At 42.6% G+C, this 20,234-nt stretch carries 14 protein-coding genes and 1 pseudogene; 5 read left to right on the top strand and 10 right to left on the bottom strand.

Annotated features, from left to right (window positions below):
- Positions 1–114 precede the first annotated feature (114 nt).
- Complete coding sequence (nhaC, locus tag BM195_RS09990) at positions 115–1,569, top strand: Na+/H+ antiporter NhaC (RefSeq protein ID WP_280141260.1); 1,455 nt, start codon at positions 115–117, stop codon at positions 1,567–1,569.
- Between the two features lie 57 nt (positions 1,570–1,626).
- Here the strand turns inward: nhaC and BM195_RS18330 are convergent, their stop codons facing one another.
- Positions 1,627–1,779: a hypothetical protein gene (locus BM195_RS18330; RefSeq protein WP_170848220.1), complete on the bottom strand. Its 153-nt coding sequence runs from the start codon at positions 1,777–1,779 to the stop codon at positions 1,627–1,629.
- A 90-nt stretch (positions 1,780–1,869) separates the two neighbouring features.
- On the opposite strand from BM195_RS18330, the gene BM195_RS09985 reads away from it, so the two are divergent.
- Both BM195_RS09985 and BM195_RS09980 read left to right on the top strand, forming a co-directional pair.
- Entirely contained in the window at positions 1,870–2,751 is an 882-nt protein-coding gene (locus BM195_RS09985; protein ID WP_090237315.1) for an ATP-binding protein, read from the top strand.
- A 57-nt stretch (positions 2,752–2,808) separates the two neighbouring features.
- Complete coding sequence (locus BM195_RS09980; RefSeq protein WP_090237312.1) at positions 2,809–4,725, top strand: vWA domain-containing protein; 1,917 nt, start codon at positions 2,809–2,811, stop codon at positions 4,723–4,725.
- A 60-nt stretch (positions 4,726–4,785) separates the two neighbouring features.
- Here BM195_RS09980 and BM195_RS09975 read toward each other — a convergent pair whose 3' ends face one another.
- Both BM195_RS09975 and BM195_RS09970 read right to left on the bottom strand, forming a co-directional pair.
- A complete protein-coding gene (locus BM195_RS09975; protein WP_244535725.1) occupies positions 4,786–6,147 on the bottom strand; it encodes an alkaline phosphatase in 1,362 nt (453 codons plus the stop codon).
- A 216-nt stretch (positions 6,148–6,363) separates the two neighbouring features.
- Positions 6,364–7,275, bottom strand: a complete 912-nt coding sequence (locus BM195_RS09970; RefSeq protein WP_090237308.1) for a DMT family transporter — start codon at positions 7,273–7,275, stop codon at positions 6,364–6,366.
- 182 nt (positions 7,276–7,457) lie between these two features.
- On the opposite strand from BM195_RS09970, the gene htpX reads away from it, so the two are divergent.
- The gene (gene htpX / locus BM195_RS09965; RefSeq protein ID WP_090237305.1) at positions 7,458–8,375 is read left to right on the top strand and encodes a protease HtpX; all 918 of its coding nucleotides are present in this window, start codon (positions 7,458–7,460) and stop codon (positions 8,373–8,375) included.
- Between the two features lie 196 nt (positions 8,376–8,571).
- On the opposite strand, the gene BM195_RS09960 is transcribed toward htpX, so the two are convergent.
- From BM195_RS09960 to BM195_RS09945, 4 genes are all read right to left on the bottom strand, one after another.
- The gene (locus BM195_RS09960; RefSeq protein WP_090237302.1) at positions 8,572–8,766 is read right to left on the bottom strand and encodes a hypothetical protein; all 195 of its coding nucleotides are present in this window, start codon (positions 8,764–8,766) and stop codon (positions 8,572–8,574) included.
- A 129-nt stretch (positions 8,767–8,895) separates the two neighbouring features.
- On the bottom strand, positions 8,896–10,122 hold the full coding sequence (gene hmpA, locus BM195_RS09955; protein WP_090237299.1) for an NO-inducible flavohemoprotein: 1,227 nt from the start codon (positions 10,120–10,122) through the stop codon (positions 8,896–8,898).
- Positions 10,123–10,497: 375 nt separating this feature from the next.
- The gene (locus BM195_RS09950; protein WP_090237297.1) at positions 10,498–11,130 is read right to left on the bottom strand and encodes a class I SAM-dependent methyltransferase; all 633 of its coding nucleotides are present in this window, start codon (positions 11,128–11,130) and stop codon (positions 10,498–10,500) included.
- 497 nt (positions 11,131–11,627) lie between these two features.
- Complete coding sequence (locus tag BM195_RS09945) at positions 11,628–12,839, bottom strand: MFS transporter (RefSeq protein ID WP_090237294.1); 1,212 nt, start codon at positions 12,837–12,839, stop codon at positions 11,628–11,630.
- Between the two features lie 76 nt (positions 12,840–12,915).
- Here BM195_RS09945 and BM195_RS09940 point away from each other — a divergent pair.
- A pseudogene (locus tag BM195_RS09940) lies at positions 12,916–13,763 on the top strand (MerR family transcriptional regulator).
- Between the two features lie 877 nt (positions 13,764–14,640).
- Here BM195_RS09940 and BM195_RS09935 read toward each other — a convergent pair.
- The 3 genes from BM195_RS09935 to BM195_RS19010 form a co-directional block, all read right to left on the bottom strand.
- Positions 14,641–19,581 (bottom strand): 5'-nucleotidase C-terminal domain-containing protein, encoded by a 4,941-nt coding sequence (locus tag BM195_RS09935; protein WP_090237292.1) that lies wholly within the window; start codon positions 19,579–19,581, stop codon positions 14,641–14,643.
- A 182-nt stretch (positions 19,582–19,763) separates the two neighbouring features.
- Positions 19,764–19,940 (bottom strand): sortase domain-containing protein, encoded by a 177-nt coding sequence (locus tag BM195_RS19015; protein WP_425283914.1) that lies wholly within the window; start codon positions 19,938–19,940, stop codon positions 19,764–19,766.
- A 1-nt stretch (position 19,941) separates the two neighbouring features.
- A complete protein-coding gene (locus BM195_RS19010) occupies positions 19,942–20,073 on the bottom strand; it encodes a sortase family protein (protein WP_342028034.1) in 132 nt (43 codons plus the stop codon).
- Positions 20,074–20,234: the final 161 nt, after the last annotated feature.

Genomic DNA, 20,234 nt, shown 5'->3' with positions numbered 1-20,234 from the left:
AAAGACGTCATTCAAACCTCATCAAGCATGCTGCACCTTCACAATCAAAAAAATCAAGCACATGTTGGTATGACTTTTATCATACGTTATAATCAACCTTCGTAAAGCTTTATCATTGAAAATGATGATTTTTTAGAGAGGAGTATGAAAATGAGTGAAAATCAGGAAAACAGCGAAAGAAAACCAACCATTGTAGAAGTCATTATATTACTCGTTTTATTCCTGGCTATTGCTTTTTCGTTTACTGGCATTTTTGATCTTTCTATTCAATTAGCTTTATTTATCGCTTTATTTTTGGTCATTATTTTGGGATTAAGGCTAGGATACCAATACAATGATTTGCAGGAAGCGCTTAAAAATGGGATATTCAATGGTCTGGAAGCAGTGCTGATTCTCATTGCTGTTGGTGCATTGATTGGCACGTGGATTGCAGGCGGTATTGTACCTAGCATCATTTATTACGGATTGGAGTTTATTCATCCCAGTATATTTTTATTAGCCACAGTCATACTCTGTGCCATTACATCTTTGGCAACAGGAACTTCCTGGGGAACAGCGGGCACAGCAGGTATCGCTATGGTTGGTGTTGGTGAAGGGCTTGGCATTCCTTTGCCAATGGTGGTGGGTGCCGTATTATCAGGTGCTTATTTTGGAGACAAACTATCACCGTTATCTGACAGCACAGTGTTGACGGCTTCGATCACTAAAGTTAATATTGTTGAGCATATCAAATCTTTACTTTACGTAAGTGTTCCGGCTTTAATCATCAGCGGAACCGCCTTTACGATTGCAGGTTTTACATATACAGCAAATAATGTGGACTTAAGCAGGGTAGATTCCATTATGACGGCTATCGACGGTATATTTAATATCAACTGGATAATGCTGATGCCTGCTCTCGCAGTCATTTTATTATTGGCCATGAAAAAACCAGCTGTACCGACAATTGCTTTCGGGGCTTTGCTCGGAGCCGTCTGGGCTGCTGTTTTTCAGAATATGGACTTCATATCAGCCTTGAATACTGCTTATGACGGGTTTAGTCTGCAATCCGGAAATGAATTTATGGATGAGCTGTTGAACCGTGGCGGCATTACCGGAATGGTTGGATCAGTCATGGTCATTATTCTCGGACTCGGATTCGGCGGTTTATTAAACTATATTGGCGCATTGCAGGTCCTCGTTGAATCCTTTACAAATTTCATTAAAAATACCGGGCGTTTATCCGTTTCAACACTGATGACAGGATTTTTATCCAACATCTTTGGGTGTGCCATGTATGTGTCGTTAATCTTAACACCAAAGATTATGGAAAAAAACTACGATCGATTAAAAGTTGACAGACGAATTCTTTCCCGGAATACCGAAGTTGGCGGCACGTTAACGTCAGGGATGGTACCATGGTCAGACAATGGTATATTCATGGCTGCTATGTTCGGGGTTCCCGTACTGCAATATTTGCCGTATATGTGGCTAAATTTTGCTGCGATTATCCTTGTGATTATTTATGGCTATACCAATAAATTTATTTGGTATACTGAACAAGATTCGGAAAGTACCCAAACAACATAGGCAGAAACAAAACAGGTTGGCATAAGAAGCGTCTCGATGAATAAAGAGCGGGCGCTTTTATTTTGTCGTGATTGATTCGATAATCCCTTTATATGCTACTGTCAGGTGTTGCGTAAAAGCGGAATCGCGCGGTGTGATATGAAGCCCGCGCGATTCAATAAGGTCATCGCGCGAAATCGTGACAATGCCGTGCGAATTAGGTTGTTCCATCGCGCAATCGACTTATCCTATATCACACATGCCTAAAACTTTCTTCCCTGCATCACAAAGGTTACAATAGCTGATGAAAGGAGCACAGCTATGACACAATACAATCAGCTGCCTGAGACGATCAGGCAATTAATCGATAATAGCCGCAGCCATATAAGCAGCAATGGATTCAATGATTTAATCCGGAATGGCGGATATGTGCCGCCTGACCAAGACCTGCTGACCGATGCAATCACTGCCTTAAGCATGGGGAAAAATGTTCTTCTGAAAGGTCCGACTGGCTCGGGAAAAACACGATTTGCCGAAACACTTTCTAACTTGTTTAACCAGCCGATGTTCAATGTAAATTGTTCGGTTGATCTGGATGCGGAAAGCTTAATGGGGTTTAAAACAATTGCATATGAAGGTGACAAACAGATGATCGAATTTGTGCCAGGTCCTGTCACCAATTCGATGAAACACGGAACTTTCCTTTACATCGATGAAATCAATATGGCCAAGCCGGAAACCCTTCCGCTCATCAACGGGGTGCTCGATTATCGCCGGACCATCACAAACCCATTCACCGAAGAAATCATCACCGCCAAAGAAGGGTTTGGTGTGGTGGCTGCCATCAATGAAGGCTATGTTGGCACAGTTCCCCTGAACGAAGCGTTGAAAAACCGCTTCATTGTCATTGACATCCCATATTTGGAAGGTGAGCAGCTGAAAAAGCTGATTCAGGATAACAGCTTGCTGGATCATGAACACACAATTGATCTGTTTGTCCGTCTGTCGAATGATCTGATTCAAGCTGTCCAACAAGGAAAACTCTCGGAAGATGCCGCATCCATCCGTGCATTGCTTGATGCTTGTGACTTAAGCAAAACGATCCCGCCAAAACGGGCCATTCGCCGTGCAATTGCTGATAAGCTGGACGAAAGCAACGAAAAAGATTTAGTGCTCACCATGGCAGAAACGTTATTCGGATGAAACAATGCCATGATAAAGACCTTTTAAAATAAATGAGATTCAATTAGGAGAATAAACATGTTTCGTTTCCGAGAAACCAATATCGACACCCGCCTTTTCCTGCAGCTACAGGACTTTGCCGCTGTTTTATCGGGAATCTCTGATTTAAAATTCGAGTATGCCTATGGATCAGTCATTGATATAAAAAACAACCGTATAACAGCCAGCGCCAATTGGGGGATTGGTAACACCAGAGCGAGGGATGCGGGATTCAAAACCGACATCTTGCTTAGAACGATTGGAACGCTCCATCATTCCAACGTCCACACGATGCAAGCATTTATGGAGCACATCTCCAAATCGGCACTCCCAAAATTCGCTGGTCAGCTATTCACACTGTTTGAAAATATCCGGCTGGAAGAAATCGTTAAAAGGGAACGGCCTGGTACAGCAAATTTATTCGCCATTCGACGGGATTATCTCAGACAATATTTTACGCAGCAGCTGGAGGCAAACGTTACGAGAAGCCTCTCCCTTGATGAGTTATACTGCCTGATTTATCTGTTGATCCAAGCCGATTCACCTGACCCTTCCTTCTCCACGGCAAATAACCGGCAGACAGATCAGCTGAATGGGTTGAAACCAGTTCTTTTCGAGCTTTTTGAAGCAGACAGCACAGTGGATGTGACAAAAATCTTAGAACGAATCGTCTTGCGGCTGGAAAACCATTATTCAGACATGACCCATGATTATGTCATATTTCCAATAAGCGATCTTGCCAACTATACAGAACAAAGTGTATTTGATGAGATCACTCGTACCGACCCGCTGGCCAACGACAGCCTGGAAGAAGATGTAAGCAAAGAAAATAGCGACACATTTGAACAGAATTTTCCCACATGGCATGGAGAAAATGAAAATGCTGGCAGAAAGCAGAATTTCCTGCAGTTTGAGCTCGAACAGGGAACCAGATCAAGCCTGATGGGAGAAGGCACACGGGAAACGGAAGAAGGCGATCAAGCTCTTGTATCAATCCAGGGCGCCTCCGGGAAAAGTGAGCAAAACAACTATTCCGACATGGAAGCCATGAACAAACAGCAAGACAGTCAAAATAAGGAATCTGCAGGCGGCGCTTATGGCCGGGAAAATCAATACGCTGTTAAAGTAATCAAAAACGCCGAAACACCGACCGATTCTGATAAGGCACAATACTTGCAATATACTGAAGAAATTGCTCCGTTACAGCGAAGATTATCCAAAACGATTGACAAGATGCTGGAACATAAGCGGCAAACACCTCGCCGCAATCTGACTGCAGGCCGTCTGTCGAAAAAATTAATCAGTGCTGTGACGGAGGAATACCCTCGGATTTTTTATAAAAAAAATGAAGCATCCAATGAGATGGACGCTGCCTTCACGCTGCTTGTGGATTGCTCCGCCTCAATGCTGAACAAGATGGAAGAAACCAAAAAAGGGATTGTCCTATTTCATGAAGTGCTAAAAAACTTAAACATTCCCCATTCCATCATCGGGTTTTGGGAAGATGCAACGGCAGTAAAAGACCAGTACAAACCTAATTATTTCCATGTCATTCATTCGTTCAGCGATTCACTGTATCAACATCATGGAGCAAAGATCATGCAGCTGGAAGCACAGGAAGACAACCGGGACGGTTTCAGTATCCGTGTCGCCACGGAAGAACTGGTAGCAAGGAGCGAGAAGAACAGATTTTTGCTCGTTTTCTCTGACGGGGAGCCAGCCGCATCTAATTACCATGAAAATGGTATCATTGATACGAACCTGGCCGTTTCTGAAGCCCGCAAAAAAGGTATCGACGTCATCGGCATGTTTCTTGCGGAAGATGAGATCAGTGAACAGGAAGACAACCTGATGCACAATATCTATGGCAGAGAACGCATCATGATTCCATCTGTCGGCCAACTGCCTGAACATTTTGCCCCGCTCCTGAAGAGACTGTTGTTGAAAGCAATGTAAAAGGACAGGGGCTGACATCCATTCCCCCTGTCCCTTTCAGCATCCTTTGCTTGTACAGGCCTATTTCAGTTTCATGGTATCTGCTATGATTTTAGGAAGTTCAGTATTATTATGGAATCCGGTAAATTGATTCGCTTGCGGACCATATGCATAAACCGGGATATCTGCACCTGTGTGATTGGTACTTGTCCAGCCGACCGATGCCCTGTCACTTACAATAGTATTAATCGCTGATGCAGCATCATCTGACTCCCGAATGGTTTGAACTTCCCCTTCCGTTAATTCAATATTGGCATATGATTGAACCACATTTCTGACATTCGATCGGTCATCATTCAGCTCAGATGCCATGTATTCACCGGTAGTCGTTACATTTTGCAGGATGTCCGCATTTAATTCCATTGATCCGTTTGCTCCTGTTGTCATGCCGCCTGTATCATGGTCACCCGCAACAACAACCAAAGTCTTTCCATCTTTATTTGCAAAATTAATGGCTTCCTCAACAGCTGCTTCAAAAGCGGCCACATCTGACATAGCCCATGCAGCATCATTGTCATGTCCTGCCCAATCAATCTGACTGCCCTCTACAACGAGGAAGAAACCATCCTTATCCTCTTCTAAAACATCAATAGCCGATTCGGTCATCTCAGCCAGGCTTGGTTCTTCAGTATTGACGCGATGCAGCTCAGGTGAAAGGGCTTCATCAGCAAACAATCCCAGCAATCCTTCCTCATCTTCAACGTTAACATCTGTTTCGTCGATCAATTGCTCACGATTCTCCACAAATCTAAGTCCTTGCTCTTTAGCCTGTTCAATAAGATTAGCTTCTTCCTGATTACCATTTTCAGATTTTGGCAGGAAGTTATTTTTTCCGCCTCCCAGCAAAACATCCACTTCGCTCTCCACAAGTTGCCTGGCAATCTCAGTTTCATTATTGCGATCATTCACATGTGCAGCAAATGAAGCCGGTGTTGCATGGGTGATTGTAGATGTCGCAACCAGCCCGGATGCTCTTCCTTCTTCTTCGGAGGCTTCAAGAATTGTTTTCAGTTCATTGCCTTTAGGGTCAAGGCCAATAACACCATTGTTCGTTTTGTATCCGGTTGCCATTGCAGTACCGGCAGCTGCAGAGTCGGTTATGTCAGAGCCAGCTGCGTGAGTCGTAAACATGCCCTTCAAATGTTGATCCCAAATAGCCTCTTCCCCTTTGTATGCCCGGTAGTTGGCAGCATAGTTGGAACTGAACCCATCCGGTATCATATAAATCACGTTTTCCACCTTTTTATGACTGCTGCCACTTCCCATGCCAACACTATTTCCTTTATCTCCCTTGTTATGCTTGGAAGCATCTGCCACTGCTATACCCAAACCAGCAAATACAATACCAATACACAGAACACCCCATACGAGCTTTCTGAACAATCTAATCCCTCCTTTGGATTTTCTGGTACAAGCATAACAGAATATTATTTTACTAGATTTAAAAGCAAGTAAAGATCCAGTAAAATTTCAGCAGACGATGGAACCATGACTTTTTTCATGTGTATTGATTAGACTCTCACTGGCAAACAGGTTCATCTCTACATATTTGAGCACTGGTCGCATATTTAAATTCAGTTGTCCTCGAAAGACATACAGTCATCCTGTATGACGTTTCTCCTTTCGCTTCCAAATGATATGTTCCAAAGCACCAGTTCCAATAAACACGCCGCACAATATCAGGATAAAACCAATGGCATGGTTCAACGTAATGGTTTCATTTAAAAATATTGAGGATCCGATGACGGCAAACAGGGTATTCAAATTGATAAAAATAGCCGATTCAGCCGGTCCTACCTTTTTAATAGCGTAATTATAAGTCATATGACCAAACGCGGTTGCCAGCACAGCACTGAACAAAAAGACAAAGCCGAGCTGCCAATCAATCAAGCGAGTGATTTCACTGATCCCCGAGCCAAACGTCTGGCTCAGCAAAAAGATAAATACCGACCCAAGTATAAGCATATAACCGGTTGCCAGCCTTGGATCAAATGTCGGTTTCAGTTTACTGATCAATACAAAACTGAACCCCTGTACAGCAACCCCTAAGAATACAATGAGATCACCCATTGAAACACCTGTCAGCTCACCGGTTCCAGTCAATGTCGTGACAACCACTCCAACAAATCCTAAAATAAATCCAATGACCCTCAGCCACGTCATGCGTTGTCGCAAAATGACAAATGCCATCATAACAGTGATAAGCGGATTCATTCCTAAAATTAACGATCCATTAATACCTGTCGTCCCTTCCAGGCCAACTGCAACAAACGAATGATGCAAAATGACATTAAAAATGGCTATGTAAAAAATGACAAGCCACTCATGTTTATAAGGGAGCCTGAATATCCCCATCAAAGCGCAAATCACTAAAACCGCAACCCCTGCTGTCATCACACGAAACGCCGTTAATAGCATCGGATCGATCGCATCCACCAGTACTTTGATCGCCGATACATTGAGCCCCCACATGAGCATGACCAATAACAAAAGACTATAAATTTTAACCATAAATCTATTCACCTAGTTTCTAACAAGCACTATATTTTAATATGGTATCAGGACAAGATTCATTTTTCTTCTCTGCAGGCTTGAAAATACTTTAAAAATACTAGCTCGTATACTATATTTCCTGTTACCTTGAAATCATGCTATACTGGTATTGTATATTTTTGATTTTGAGGAGGAAACAAATGGCTAAACGGCTATTTCTTTTTTTACTGACTAACATTCTAGTTTTAACAACAATCGTCATCGTCTGGTCTTTCATTGTAACATATACAGGCATTAGCGGTTCATTTACAAATAGAAGTGACGGATTAGAAGGCATCAATTATGGCTCATTAATGATATTCAGTTTACTTGTCGGCTTCATAGGCTCTTTTTTCTCACTGGCGATCTCACGCTGGGTAGCCAAGAAGATGATGAAAGTGAAAGTACTGGATCCGAATGGTTCGTTGTCTGCAAATGAACGCGTTGTTGTGGAAAAGGTCCACCGTTTGTCCCGTGCAGCAGGCCTGATGTATATGCCGGAAGTTGGCATCTATCAATCTCGTGAGGTAAATGCATTTGCGACAGGTCCAACCAAAAAACGATCACTCGTTGCCGTATCACAGGGGTTAGTAGATGAAATGGATGATGATGCAATTGAAGGTGTCATTGCCCATGAAATCGCCCACGTAGCAAATGGTGATATGGTTACCATGACACTGTTGCAAGGTATCGTCAACACATTTGTTGTCTTTTTATCAAGGATTGCAGCCATTCTTGTATCACGCCTGGTACGTGCCGAACTGCAGACCGTCGTCCGTTTTGCCGCGATTATTATTTTCCAGATACTTTTCTCGATACTTGGAAGCCTTGTTGTCAGTGCCTATTCACGGCATCGGGAATACCGGGCGGATTATGGCGGAGCAGACTTAGCTGGACGCGACAAAATGTCACATGCGCTGCGTTCACTAAAACGTCATACAGGAGTTGCCCAGATAAATAATCGAACCGACGACTCAGCTATTCAAACAATGAAAATTAATGGAAAACGTGGGATGGTATCGCTCTTTTCGTCCCACCCCGCTATTGATGATCGAATTGCGCGTTTAGAGCAGCGTTAACGATTTAATGACATCATTATTTTAATAAGGGGACGCAATCGTTTGTTTAATATGAAAAATTCGCCACGAGGCCTTTGATGCCCGTGGCGTTTTTTAAGAACGACTATAACCAGCAGTTCTGAGATTGATTAGCTGCTCTTTACAAAACGACTGACGCAAGTCTTGAATCCGCCCCCGCACAATCAATTCCAATTTGTTATTTATTTTTGTCAGATTGCTGATTTCTCCGTTTAACTTCTTCCACGTCGGTATCACTATAAATATTCGTACCACGACCGCCTGTTGTCTTGGCAATGAATTCTTTTGCTTCATTATAAGAAAGCCCTGATCGCCTGCTTTGTTCTCTTATTGCCGCTTTGTCGGCTCCTGTAATATCATTATGATTGTTCATTTAAAAAACCTCCATTGCGCTTTTCTGTTATTTTGCGCAAGTGGAGGGTTTTTAATGATTGCCAGTAAACAATTTCGCTACAAAAATCCGATTACTGTTTCGCGAAGCTGCTTGGTTATATTCACGGTTTTATGCTTCGTTTAAAACACTGATCGGATTGAACACTTCATAATGTCTACTTTCACCCGGGACACCCCAATCCTTAAGAGAACAGTCAATAGCTTTCATGAATGGAGCCGGACCACAGCAGAAAAATTCCGCCTCTTTGCCGCATGTCAGAATTGACTGCAGCCATGGAAGATCAACATAACCTTCCTTATCATAATTTTGGTTTATCCTATCCGTTTCACTCGGTCGGTCATAACAGACAAGCGAGATGATATTCGGATGCTCGGCGGCGATCTGTTGAACATGTTCTTTCATGGCATGGGTTAAGCTGTTTTGCGTTGCATGAATGAATGTAACCTGGCGATGGGGCGTTTTTTCAGCAATCGTATCCAGCATCCCAACAAGTGGAGTCAATCCGATCCCGCCAGATAGCAATACAAGCGGCTCATCTTCACTCGTAATGGTAAAATCGCCTGCAGGAGCGGAGAATGACAAGATATCCCCTTCTGTTACCTGATCATGCAAATAATTGGAAACGATGCCATCAGGCTGATCGCCATTGCCTTTTTCCCGCTTAACACTTATTTTGTAATTATCTTTGCCGGGCAGTCCGCACAGACTGTATTGACGCATATGCGTATAAGGCTCGCCTGCGATGTCTGCTTTAAGTGTCAAATATTGCCCCGCCTTATACGAAGCGATGGGCTGAGCGTCTTCAGGTTTCAGACAAAATGTAACGATATCAGGTGTTTCTTGGATTTTTGTTTCAACAATAAAATTCCGAAACCCTTGCCAGCCGCCTTTCCGCTGTTCTATTTCCTCGTACTTTTTCTGTTCCAATTCAATAAAAATATTGGCAATATAGTCATAAGCCGCACGCCATGCATCGATGATCTCATCGGCAGCCTGGTCACCGAGCACATCCTTGATTGCCTGAATCAGTGCCTCGCCGGCGATCGGGTATTGCTCAGGCTGGACACCGAGAGATACATGCTTTTCGGCAATTCGGTCAACAAGCTGATGAATATTTTCCAAACGATCTATGTTCTCTCCTGCCGCGTAAACAGAGTAGACCAACGCTTCCTGCTGTAAACCTCTCTCTTGATTCGTCTGGTTAAATATGTGGCGGAGTTCAGGGGCTTTAGCAAACAAACGTTCATAAAAATGTTTACCAATGTCCGTGCTGTGCTCCTTCAAAAAAGGGGCACTCGATTTCACAATGGTCAGTTTTTCAGTATCAAGACTCAATTCGATCCCTCCAGATAAGTTGATGTTTTGTGTTCACAGAGGGTTAACCCTATATACATCATGTTAATCGTGTGATGCTGGTCACAATGTGATGCAAATCACACCTAGCTGTGACAGTTGTGTGAAAGTTATCACGGGCGATTAGTAGCTTCGTCTCTCCGGAGGCTGTGACATAAGTGACAAATAACGGATCTTCAATTCAAGTCATGAAAATAAAATACGCATGAAATCAAGATTTTTAAATCAGGTTTCATGCGTTTGATTCAATTTAAATGCGTTTAATCCCGGCCTCTGCTGCACTTAGGTAGTTTTAAAATTAAGTTTAATCTTATATACGCTTTTGTTTTTCACGTTTAAAAGCTTGTCTATAATACCCTAAGCTTTATTATAATCGAACGATTCCTTAGAGGGTTTTGCCCAAATTAAATAGATGATATCCGACCAATAACTTTCAATATATTCTACCTGAAGATTAGATTTTTCAATGATCTTATTGATGTTTCTGTTACAATGACATCCAGATATTTTAGTATGCAGTGGATCAATCACATTTTGGGCAAAGGAAAGCAATATATTTGAGCTCAAACCATGTTCCATTAATAATATAATCCCATCCTGATGGCACCAATTATTAAATTTACTTAATGCTGCAATTGGATCGGGATAACTGCAAAGCGAAAGGGTTGATACGATGCAATCAAAAGAGTTGTGTTCTAAAACCAGCTCATTAATATCTGCTTGTATAAATTCCGCCTTCACTTGAAAATGCGATGCTGTTCTTTTGGCACTCTTAATCATTTCGGAACTAAAATCAACGCCTGTAATCTCAATATTATTCCTATTATAGTAAGGAAAGTTCGCACCAGCTCCAACGCCCACTTCTAAGACTTTTCCGTATGCGTTTTTTATCAATTTATTTCTCCATCCAGCAAGCTTTTGATTAGAACGATGATTTTCATATATTTTTACCTGTTTATCATATTTTTTGATTAGCTTTTCTTTTTTCATTTAGTCACCTCCTAAAGGACTGATTTAGACTGGAAATAAGCTTTTTTGTTCATTGGGGATGCATAAAGATTGAATAAGAATATGGAGCACCGTAATCCCCTTACTAGATAATTTGCCATGAATATACGCTGATTCAATCAATTTGCTACGTTAAGTCAAAACGACACATTTCCATACTAACATTATATCCTGAATAAATGGTTGAATTTTCAAACCAAAAACGTTGATCATTTTATCGAATGTCTTGTTGAACCCACCCCTTCCCCTGTTAACTTAATACTGTCCTATCATCAAAAATAGTTCCAAATAATTAGCGTCAAGCATCTGGAAAATAGACTGCTGATAAAGGAAATACTTTTGGAACCCCCAGGTTTTCGTATTAATTTAGGGTGTAATTGATGATAAAAGGAACTAAGTATTCTTGAAAAAGCATTATGAATTGTGATTAACGTCAATCCATAATGCTTTTTTCATTTTCATAACCCGTATTCACATGTTTATTCATAAGCTCTAACAAAGGCCTTTCCTTTCAACCACACGCCAACAGCTATAGCCATACCAATCACTCCAGCGGCAAACAAAATTAATTGGATATCCATTCCTGCTGAAGACAGCGCACTGACAACACCATATGCAATCGGATCAAAGCCATTCATAGCCAAGAAAATAATACTCATCACACGTCCCATGATTCGATTCTCAGTATTTTCCTGAGCCGCTGTAAAAAAAGGTACAAACACAAATGCAATGGAAAATCCGATTAAGAATAAGATGGCTGTCAGGATCGTTAAATTTGCAGCAAGGCTAAAGATAATTAATGAAATTAATGAAGCGACAAGCCCCATTAACGATGTGAACCCTTTACGCTTCACTTTGACAAAACTCATAACCACGGTACCGATTACCATGCCAACTCCTAAGCTGACCTCCATAAAACTTAAATTAATAGGAGTCCCACCAAGAAGATCAACTAACAATGGCATTGCAATTTGCAGTCCACCAAAAACAAAAAAGTTTAACGTAATCAATACAAGAATCCCGATTAATAAAAAACGGGAAGATTTCATATAAGCAATACCTTCACGTAAGTCTTCCAGCGTGCTCTGATCGCCATTACGCTCAACTGGGCCCTCCTTAATAAAAGGTGGGAAAACGACCACTGCAGATAGCAGAACCAACATGGTTGCAGCCAAATAACTTGTCGCTATATCACTTGTTTCCATGATAACTCCCGCAAGAATTGGGCCGATAATAAAAGATATTTGATCAACACCTTGAAAATAGGCGTTTGCTTGTTGTAGTTGCGATTTTTCCACTACTTTTGGTATCAAAGAAGAGCTGGCAGGCCCCAAAAATGCATCCAGCATACCAAATACGCCTACCGTAACAAATAATAAAGCTAATGTCATGGTGTCACTTGCCACAAGCCAATAAATACAAAACAGAACCAATGCCTGAACCAAGTTAGTGCCAAACATAATGGTCGTTTTTTTGTACTTATCTGCCAAAACACCACCAAAAGTGATCAATATTAAACGTGGAACCGTTGCAGTAATTAAAGCAATTCCCAAGACACCAGGTGAATTTAGTACGTTAATGATATACCAGGAAGTCGTTGTCAAAAACATACTAAAGCCAACAATCGCAAAAATACCTGCAACTAACAGTAACATATATGTTCGATTACGAAAGATAGATTGTTTCATCATTTTGCTCCTTTTTCCTTTCATTTCAGTGTACACTGATTTATCTTATGGTATATAGTCAAGCGTGGAGCGATCCAAAATAGCGAAAAAGAATATAAAATATTTCACAACTGGCGAATTTGCAAAGCTATGTAAAGTAAATAAACAGACTCCTTTTTACTACGATCAAGTCGGGCCTTTAAATTTAAGAATGAAAAAGGCTATCGCTATTACTCGATTCATCAATTAGAGCTTTTTATGGTGATTGATTTGTTAAAGGATCTTGGTATGTCATTACATAATATTCGCCATTATGTAGTAAATAAGTCACCTGAAAAATATTTATCGATCATGCATCATCAGAAAGAAAAGATTGTGTAACAGCGTATGGCGATTGAAATGAAGGAGCGAATGATCATGCACAAATTGAATTAATGAATAAAGCAGTCGATCTGGATTTCGATCAAATCACACTAAAAAGTTACCAAAACAATCCTTTTATTTAAATAAAAATATCGAGAATATTTCAGATGGTGAATTTTTTAAGGTATTAGTAGATTTTATCGATGAATTGTACGAATCACAATTAGATACAGACTATCATATAGGCAATTTAACGAAACGAGAGCAAATACAAAAAGGGGAATTCACAAATTATAGCCACTTGTACATGCTGCAGCCAAACTCTAATAAAGGTTATCCCTATTTTAAAACGGAGGAAGGTTACTTTCTAATTGGACACCATAAAGGAGATGAGAAAACTTCACATAGTACTTATAAACGACTTTTTGCAGAAATGGCGCAATTACAAGTAAGCCTTGGAGATTATATTTTGGAATAATTTGTTTATGACACGTTGTACAAAACAGTGAGGAACAATACATCATTAAAATTATGATTCATGTCTATCCTCAGAAAAGCAAAGAATACCCGTTCAGCAACGTATGACCTGGACTGAGCTGCAAGATATAAAGGAAACGCAATGAGTTGTTAAGCAAATTGATATTGACTTATCGTACGGAGCCGAGGGAAGTCTCACGAATCGCCGGACGCTCGGATCTGAACATCTCAGTTTATATTTTCTATACTTACAAACGAGGCTGGAACACAGTTAAAACGTTCCACGCTAAAGACGAACGATGACAGGGCAGGAAGTGCAGCATTTGACTTTTTCAACAGTCACATCCATATTCATCGTTGTTAACGACTGCGAAAGCGTGACAATTTGTCTTGGTGCAGCCTTCCTTCCATTCTGATGTTAGTTGCGTGCGATCATTCACTCCGGCAGCATACTGCGCTTTCCCTGGGCACGGCCTCAGCCTCCTTGGAAAGCAAAGACCTCTTTCCTGCGGGGGCTTCGGCTCGTGCTGTTCCCATAGGAGTCTCCGTATGCTGCTTCCGCTCATGTTGGGGTGCTGATGGTTGAAAGAAAAGAACTTATAGAACAATATTCATTGAACTTGCTGTCACCTTATGAGAACACTATTCTAAACCGCGGAAAAATGCAACACGCCTGGGGGAACAGCGCGAGCCGAAGATCCACTTTGCCAAGTAGTTTTCCTGGCAAAGTTAGCTGAGGTCGTGCCAAGGAAAGGGCGTATTTTTCCGCAACGATAATCATGCATTCACCAACAAAAGCATAGAAGCAAGCAAATCTAAGACCAAGTTACTTCTCCGTTGATGGATCATGCGCAACCAATGTTCAAACATCCCTCAAAAGATAAATCCGAACTGTTCCCATCATAGTGGAATCATCGTACGGATTTATCTTTGGCTAATATCCTTTTGTCCCAGCCTCTCTGTCTTTACTTCTAGTTAAAGTCTATTATGTTTCATCAGACGTATTTCCGAAATGCCGACGTCTGTAAAGGAGAATCATCCCACCAGCTGCAAGCAACATACTACCAATGAGCAAGAACGTAAACATGTTTGTTGCTGTATCCGGTAATGTTGCACCATCTCCGGAACGGTCACCTGGTATCATGCCATGGCCGCTCGGGTCATCATCTTCTCCAGGCAGCATTCCATCCTGATTGGAACCGGAATCATCTCCACTCCCGTTATTGCCGTTGTCATCACCCGGGTCCTCGTTTTCACCAGGATCTTCCGGATTGTTCGGGAGCCCTGTAAAATCTTCACCCTTCAGATCAACAATCCGTCCTTCTCGTTCAGGGTCTACAATGCCATCCAGATACTCTTCCTCGACCATATATTCAACCAACTGTCCCCAGTCGCTTTCACCAATATCTTTCACGCGTCCTTCGTCATATGCCTGGGCAAACGTTTCAAAGCCGTCACCGCCCTGACCGGTAAACCCATTCGTTGTCACATGATATTCCTTATCGGGCTGCATCTCTACCCATTCCCCGTCATTTTGAACATACATCTGAACGATACGACTTCCTGGTTCTTTTTCACTGTCATAATAGAAACGCATACCGGAAACATGGAGGAACCCGCCATTTTCAGCAGGTGCCTGACGCACACTGTGTTCCAGGATATCTTTGATTTCCTGACCGGTTAATGTTGCAATCACCGGATTGTTGCCAAATGGCAGGACACTCATGACTTCTCCGGTTGTAATCGGCCCTTCATCAATCGGAGCACGAATTCCGCCGCCATTTTGAAAGGCTATAACCGTTTCAGGATATTTTTCTTGTGCTTTGGCAAGCATCGCATCAGTAATCAAATTTCCCAGCTCGGTTTCGTTAGCTCTCACACTGTCATCGCCCGGCTCATCCTGTCGCGGGTTTGTCAATTCCTGCTTGGCTACTGCGCCAATTTCTTCAGTCATTTTGTCAAAAATCGCTTCTTTATAAGGTTTGAGCACCTCTGCGGCTTCGGGATCTTCGGCATACTCCCCCACATCAAGCAGTTCACCTTCATACGCGGTAACCACACCATTGTCATCAAACGTCACATCGAGTGTACCAAGGTGCTCGGCATATTGTCCTGCCTGTACAATCACGGTCGGGGCCTTGGCATCCCCTTCCTCATCCTGCATCACGACTTGAGATGACGCTTGCTCCTGTGGGACTATTTCCGGTTCGTCAAGTTCAGAGTGGGAATGACCGCCTACAATGACATCAATGCCATCGACTTCCTCGGCAAGGCGCAGATCGTTGCCCACTTCAGGTGCACTGTCAAAACCGAGGTGATTGAGAGCGACAATCTTATCGATCCCCGCATCTTCAAAGGCTTGCACCGTTTGTTCAGTCGTTTCCTTGTAATCTGCAAAGGTTACATCTTCAGGGTTTGCAATATTTTCTGTATCCTCGGTCGTTAAGCCGAAGATCCCTACTTGTTCACCCTCTATATTCTTGACAATGCTATTGTAAATTTGCCCGTTTTCCGGACTATCAACCAGCGGTTGATTGGTTTCAAGCTCTTTCATATGCGGATCTTGTGAAAAGTCAATGTTCGTGCCAAGGAACGGAAACGCAGCATTTTCAACGAATTTTGATAACGATTCATGACCTCCTTCTGTACCGCCAAGATCAAATTCGTGATTACCGAAAACCATGGCATCCATTTCCATCATGTTCAGCAGTTCCAAATCAGCTTGTCCATTGAACTCATTGAAGTACAGGGTTCCGGAAAAGACATCCCCGCCATGAAGAAGCAGTGAATCCGGATTTTCTTTTCTGAAATCCTTAATGGCTGTTATCATTTTCGGCAGTGATTCGACATGAGCGTGGGTATCGTTCATATGCATGATGGAAAAGTCAAATGGAGTATCTGACTCTTCAGTATCCTGCAAATCAATTTGCGTCATGATCGGGTCGTGATCACTCGCACGTCCATGCATATCCGTGAAATCTGAATTCACATGCAGAATGTCAACTTCAGTGGCTTCAGCCAGGTGATCGGATACGAGAACATGATCAAGCACCTGTGAGTTCCCCTGATAAACATATGTGTACCGTTCATCCTCAGGAACCGACATGATTTTGTTTGTCAGTTCTTCACCTTCAAGAATATCCAGTGGCTCGGAAAATTCAAAATCATTCATGTCCCCCAGCACCATGACATTTTCATCCGGATTGTCTGCCTTGATATCTGTCACAAATTCATGAACGATTTTTGCCAGTTCGCGACGCTGCGGTTCACTTTTTAATTCAGGCGGCTGATTCTGGCCGAATGCACCATCATCACCGCTCTTGGAGTTGAAGTGATTCGCTACTACGACAACACTTTCACCATTAAAATTGAACTGAGCCGCCAATGGTTTTCGCGTATCCTCGAGTGCATCCGCATTAGGCGAAATGCGTCCTGGATTCAATGTCAATTGTTCATCCACATAGTCAGTCGCCTCTGTTGATGTGCCGGCGTCACCATCCATCAGTGATACACGTTCCGGATTGTAAAGAAAACCGACGCGAATATTACCATGCGGCGCCCCGCCATCCTGATTGTACGCGGGATCAATATTAGCGTAGTCATAATCTGGTCCGCCCTGATTCTTAATTTCGTCAATAAGCCGCTGATAACTTTCAGAAGCATCCGCATCTTGAGGACCTTCATCCTGTCCATTGTTATCCTGGACTTCAACAATCCCTACTATATCCGGAATGTTCATATCACTTACAAAGGCACGGGCAATACTTTCCGCTTTTTGTGGTGATGTCTCACGATCATTTGCCGAAAAGTTTTCCACATTATATGTGGCAACCGTCAACTTGTCCTCATCTTTAACAATGCTTGTTTGTTCCGGCTTTGTATCCCCTTCTTCAAATACTGATTCAGCATCCTCCAAATCGGCATAAACCTTGTAATTTCCGTAACCGTAATTGACAACGCCATCAACGGTTTCAGTAAATTTATCCCCTGTCTTAACAGCGAAATCCCTCGCATCCCCGTTAGGATGCAGCTTAAACTGGATCGTCTGGGCATTTGGTCCTTCATCAGTTAAACGGATTCCGCCATTTTCGGTACTATTTTCCGGCATAAACTCTTCTGTCGCAACAACCAGATCACCATGCTCCTGTGGTGCGACTGCCCGGGATGGTGCCACTTCCACTCGCATGCCTTCAATGCTTTCCCAGTAATCAATCGCATAATTAGCTGGTTCAAAACTGTCAAAACCGTCTTCACCAACAATTTCTTCCGGAATATCGCTTGAAGTGATCTCAACAGCAGACGGTAAATTAACATCATTTTCCATCACGTCAACAACTCCGCCCTGATCATCCAGTGCAACAAGTTCTGTAACCGACAAATCCGTCTCAGCTCGATCCTCATACCCGTCAATATGATATTCGTCGACTTCTCCCGTAACACTGACAAGATCACCGACTTCAACATCATTCGAATTTCCCGTATAGACAACGATGCCTTCCGATGTTTTTTCATTCCCATCGTAATCCTCTTCCGGTGTCTGCATATGAAAGTAGTTCGAATCCCTGATTTCATATTCGTATGTGACAATACCTTCAACGTCTTGAACAGTGCTGCCATCCATAGGTGATGCGTGACTTTTACCTTGAATGTCGTGTATCATAACGCCGTTTTCAGAATCATAGACAGAATAGCTGAATTCAGCTGTTTCGTTTGTTGTCAATCCTTCTTTTTCGGCAATGGCTTTAATTGTTACATCCTCATCAACCGTAATAGCGCCCGCATATCGTTCTCCATTTTCTGAAGGATCACTGCCATCTGTCGTGTACAAAATGTCAGCACCATCTGTAGCTGTTTCCAGCGTCACATCGGTCCCCGTCGGAATGACGCCAGGCTCCGGGCTTGCTGTAACCGGCTGGACCGCAGATGTGTCACCAACGATATCCGACTGACTGCGTGGGATAATCTGCTGGTCGGAATCAAATTGTGTCACAACCCCGGTAATGGCATCATATGTGACATCTGTTTTCAGTGTCAGTTCTCCTGTCTCATCCCGTACAACAAATGTATTCCCGGCATCATCCTCAGCAGTATAATTCGCCCAATCACCAGCATCATGAACATCCGTGAGCGTTACATTTTCGATCACCGCCAGTTTTGATTGATGGTTTTCCAGCTCACCACCAGTAATCGATAAAGGATCCGGAATCACTGAACCTTCTGCCTTATCCCCAATCGTTGCATTATTTAATTGGAGTAAACCCCGGTAATCGTCCAAACTGCCTATCACCGTGATTTCGTCTCCCATTTGCACATCAAGTGACGTCGGACGCACAGCAATTGCGGCGGTATCATCCTGAATTTGAATTGTATTGTTTAATTTTGCCGTTACAACGCCTTTCGTTTTGGCTTCACCTGTGGCCTGATCTCTTACTTCAGCGATTGTTTGGATTTCAAGCGGGTCATCCGGTTCTTCCGGCTCCTCGGAAGCGAATCTCATATCATTCGGTTCCTTCAGACCATTATGGCTGTGATATTCGTTCAACGTCCCGGTGACAACAATCTCCTCCCCCAGATTATCAGGGTTTGTCTTCAGACCGAACTCTGACCGGAAATCGTCGGTCACTTGAACATACAGCATTTGATCAGGATCGGTTTCATCGGCTTCATCTGCCAGCGCAACATTATAATCATCATTGAAATCAGTTTGCGACACATTATCAGATGAAAGAACATACCCGACAACATGCCCTCTAACGGTCTGTTCACTGCCATCATTGTCCTGTTCAATCGCTTCCCCGACAGTCAACGTCCCGTCCGCTGCCAAAGCATCGTTACCCAATGGGCCTGCTGCAGGTGTAAGCATACTTACCATCAGTACAAAAACCATCATGATACTGAAATATTTTTTCCTGATCCTTGCACGCATCCTTCTGTCCCCTTTTTTGTAAATTTGACCATAAACATTTACTCATAGTCTAATAGAGTCAGCTTTCCCACATTGTTCAAAACAGCCATCATTATCAATCTGGAGATCCTTTTGGTGACGACAAGGATCAACATGCAGCATTTGGCCATTGCCGCCTAATAATGCCAATCCATACAAAGCTTTCACGAACTGAATAATTGATATTCACCATCGTCAACCAGATAGGCATATGTCACAAATCGTTCCGGCGCATCGCCAATATACTCAAATGGATCGCACGTAGTAACAACGATCATTTCCTTCTCCATTTCTCTTATGACAGATGTATCGTCAGCTGGAACAATTTCCGTTTGTCTGATTTCATGTATATGTGCCGTAAGGGGTTGTCACTTTGTATTCATCACCAATCCCAATTCCATCAAATTGGCGAAAAACGGTATCCCGATGCCCAGAAAAAAAAATCTGACCATTTCGTCCCGGATAGGCTGAAATGCTAAATGACCCACTCCCTTCTCCAAGGATTTCGGACTTGTTCCTTCGACCACAGGCAGCATCTTGTCCAAATTAGGTATCTCCAGCATAGCGAAAGCGTTGCCATCTGAAGCCATAAAGTTAACAGGAAATGCAGAGCTCAAACCATCACCGTTGCCATC

This window comes from Lentibacillus halodurans (assembly GCF_900112045.1).
GTDB classification, from domain to species: Bacteria; Bacillota; Bacilli; order Bacillales; family Amphibacillaceae; genus Lentibacillus; species Lentibacillus halodurans.
The sequence above is the reverse complement of the archived record's forward strand: the minus strand, read 5'-3'. Positions and strand labels throughout refer to the sequence as shown.

Coding starts and splice junctions, on each gene's coding strand:
- BM195_RS09960 (WP_090237302.1), bottom strand. CDS start 8,766: ATGAACAATCATAATGATATTACAGGAGCCGACAAAGCGGCAATAAGA.
- BM195_RS09950 (WP_090237297.1), bottom strand. CDS start 11,130: ATGAAAAAAGAAAAGCTAATCAAAAAATATGATAAACAGGTAAAAATA.
- BM195_RS09980 (WP_090237312.1), top strand. CDS start 2,809: ATGTTTCGTTTCCGAGAAACCAATATCGACACCCGCCTTTTCCTGCAG.
- BM195_RS09945 (WP_090237294.1), bottom strand. CDS start 12,839: ATGATGAAACAATCTATCTTTCGTAATCGAACATATATGTTACTGTTA.
- htpX (WP_090237305.1), top strand. CDS start 7,458: ATGGCTAAACGGCTATTTCTTTTTTTACTGACTAACATTCTAGTTTTA.
- BM195_RS09935 (WP_090237292.1), bottom strand. CDS start 19,581: ATGCGTGCAAGGATCAGGAAAAAATATTTCAGTATCATGATGGTTTTT.
- BM195_RS09970 (WP_090237308.1), bottom strand. CDS start 7,275: ATGGTTAAAATTTATAGTCTTTTGTTATTGGTCATGCTCATGTGGGGG.
- BM195_RS18330 (WP_170848220.1), bottom strand. CDS start 1,779: ATGGAACAACCTAATTCGCACGGCATTGTCACGATTTCGCGCGATGAC.
- BM195_RS09985 (WP_090237315.1), top strand. CDS start 1,870: ATGACACAATACAATCAGCTGCCTGAGACGATCAGGCAATTAATCGAT.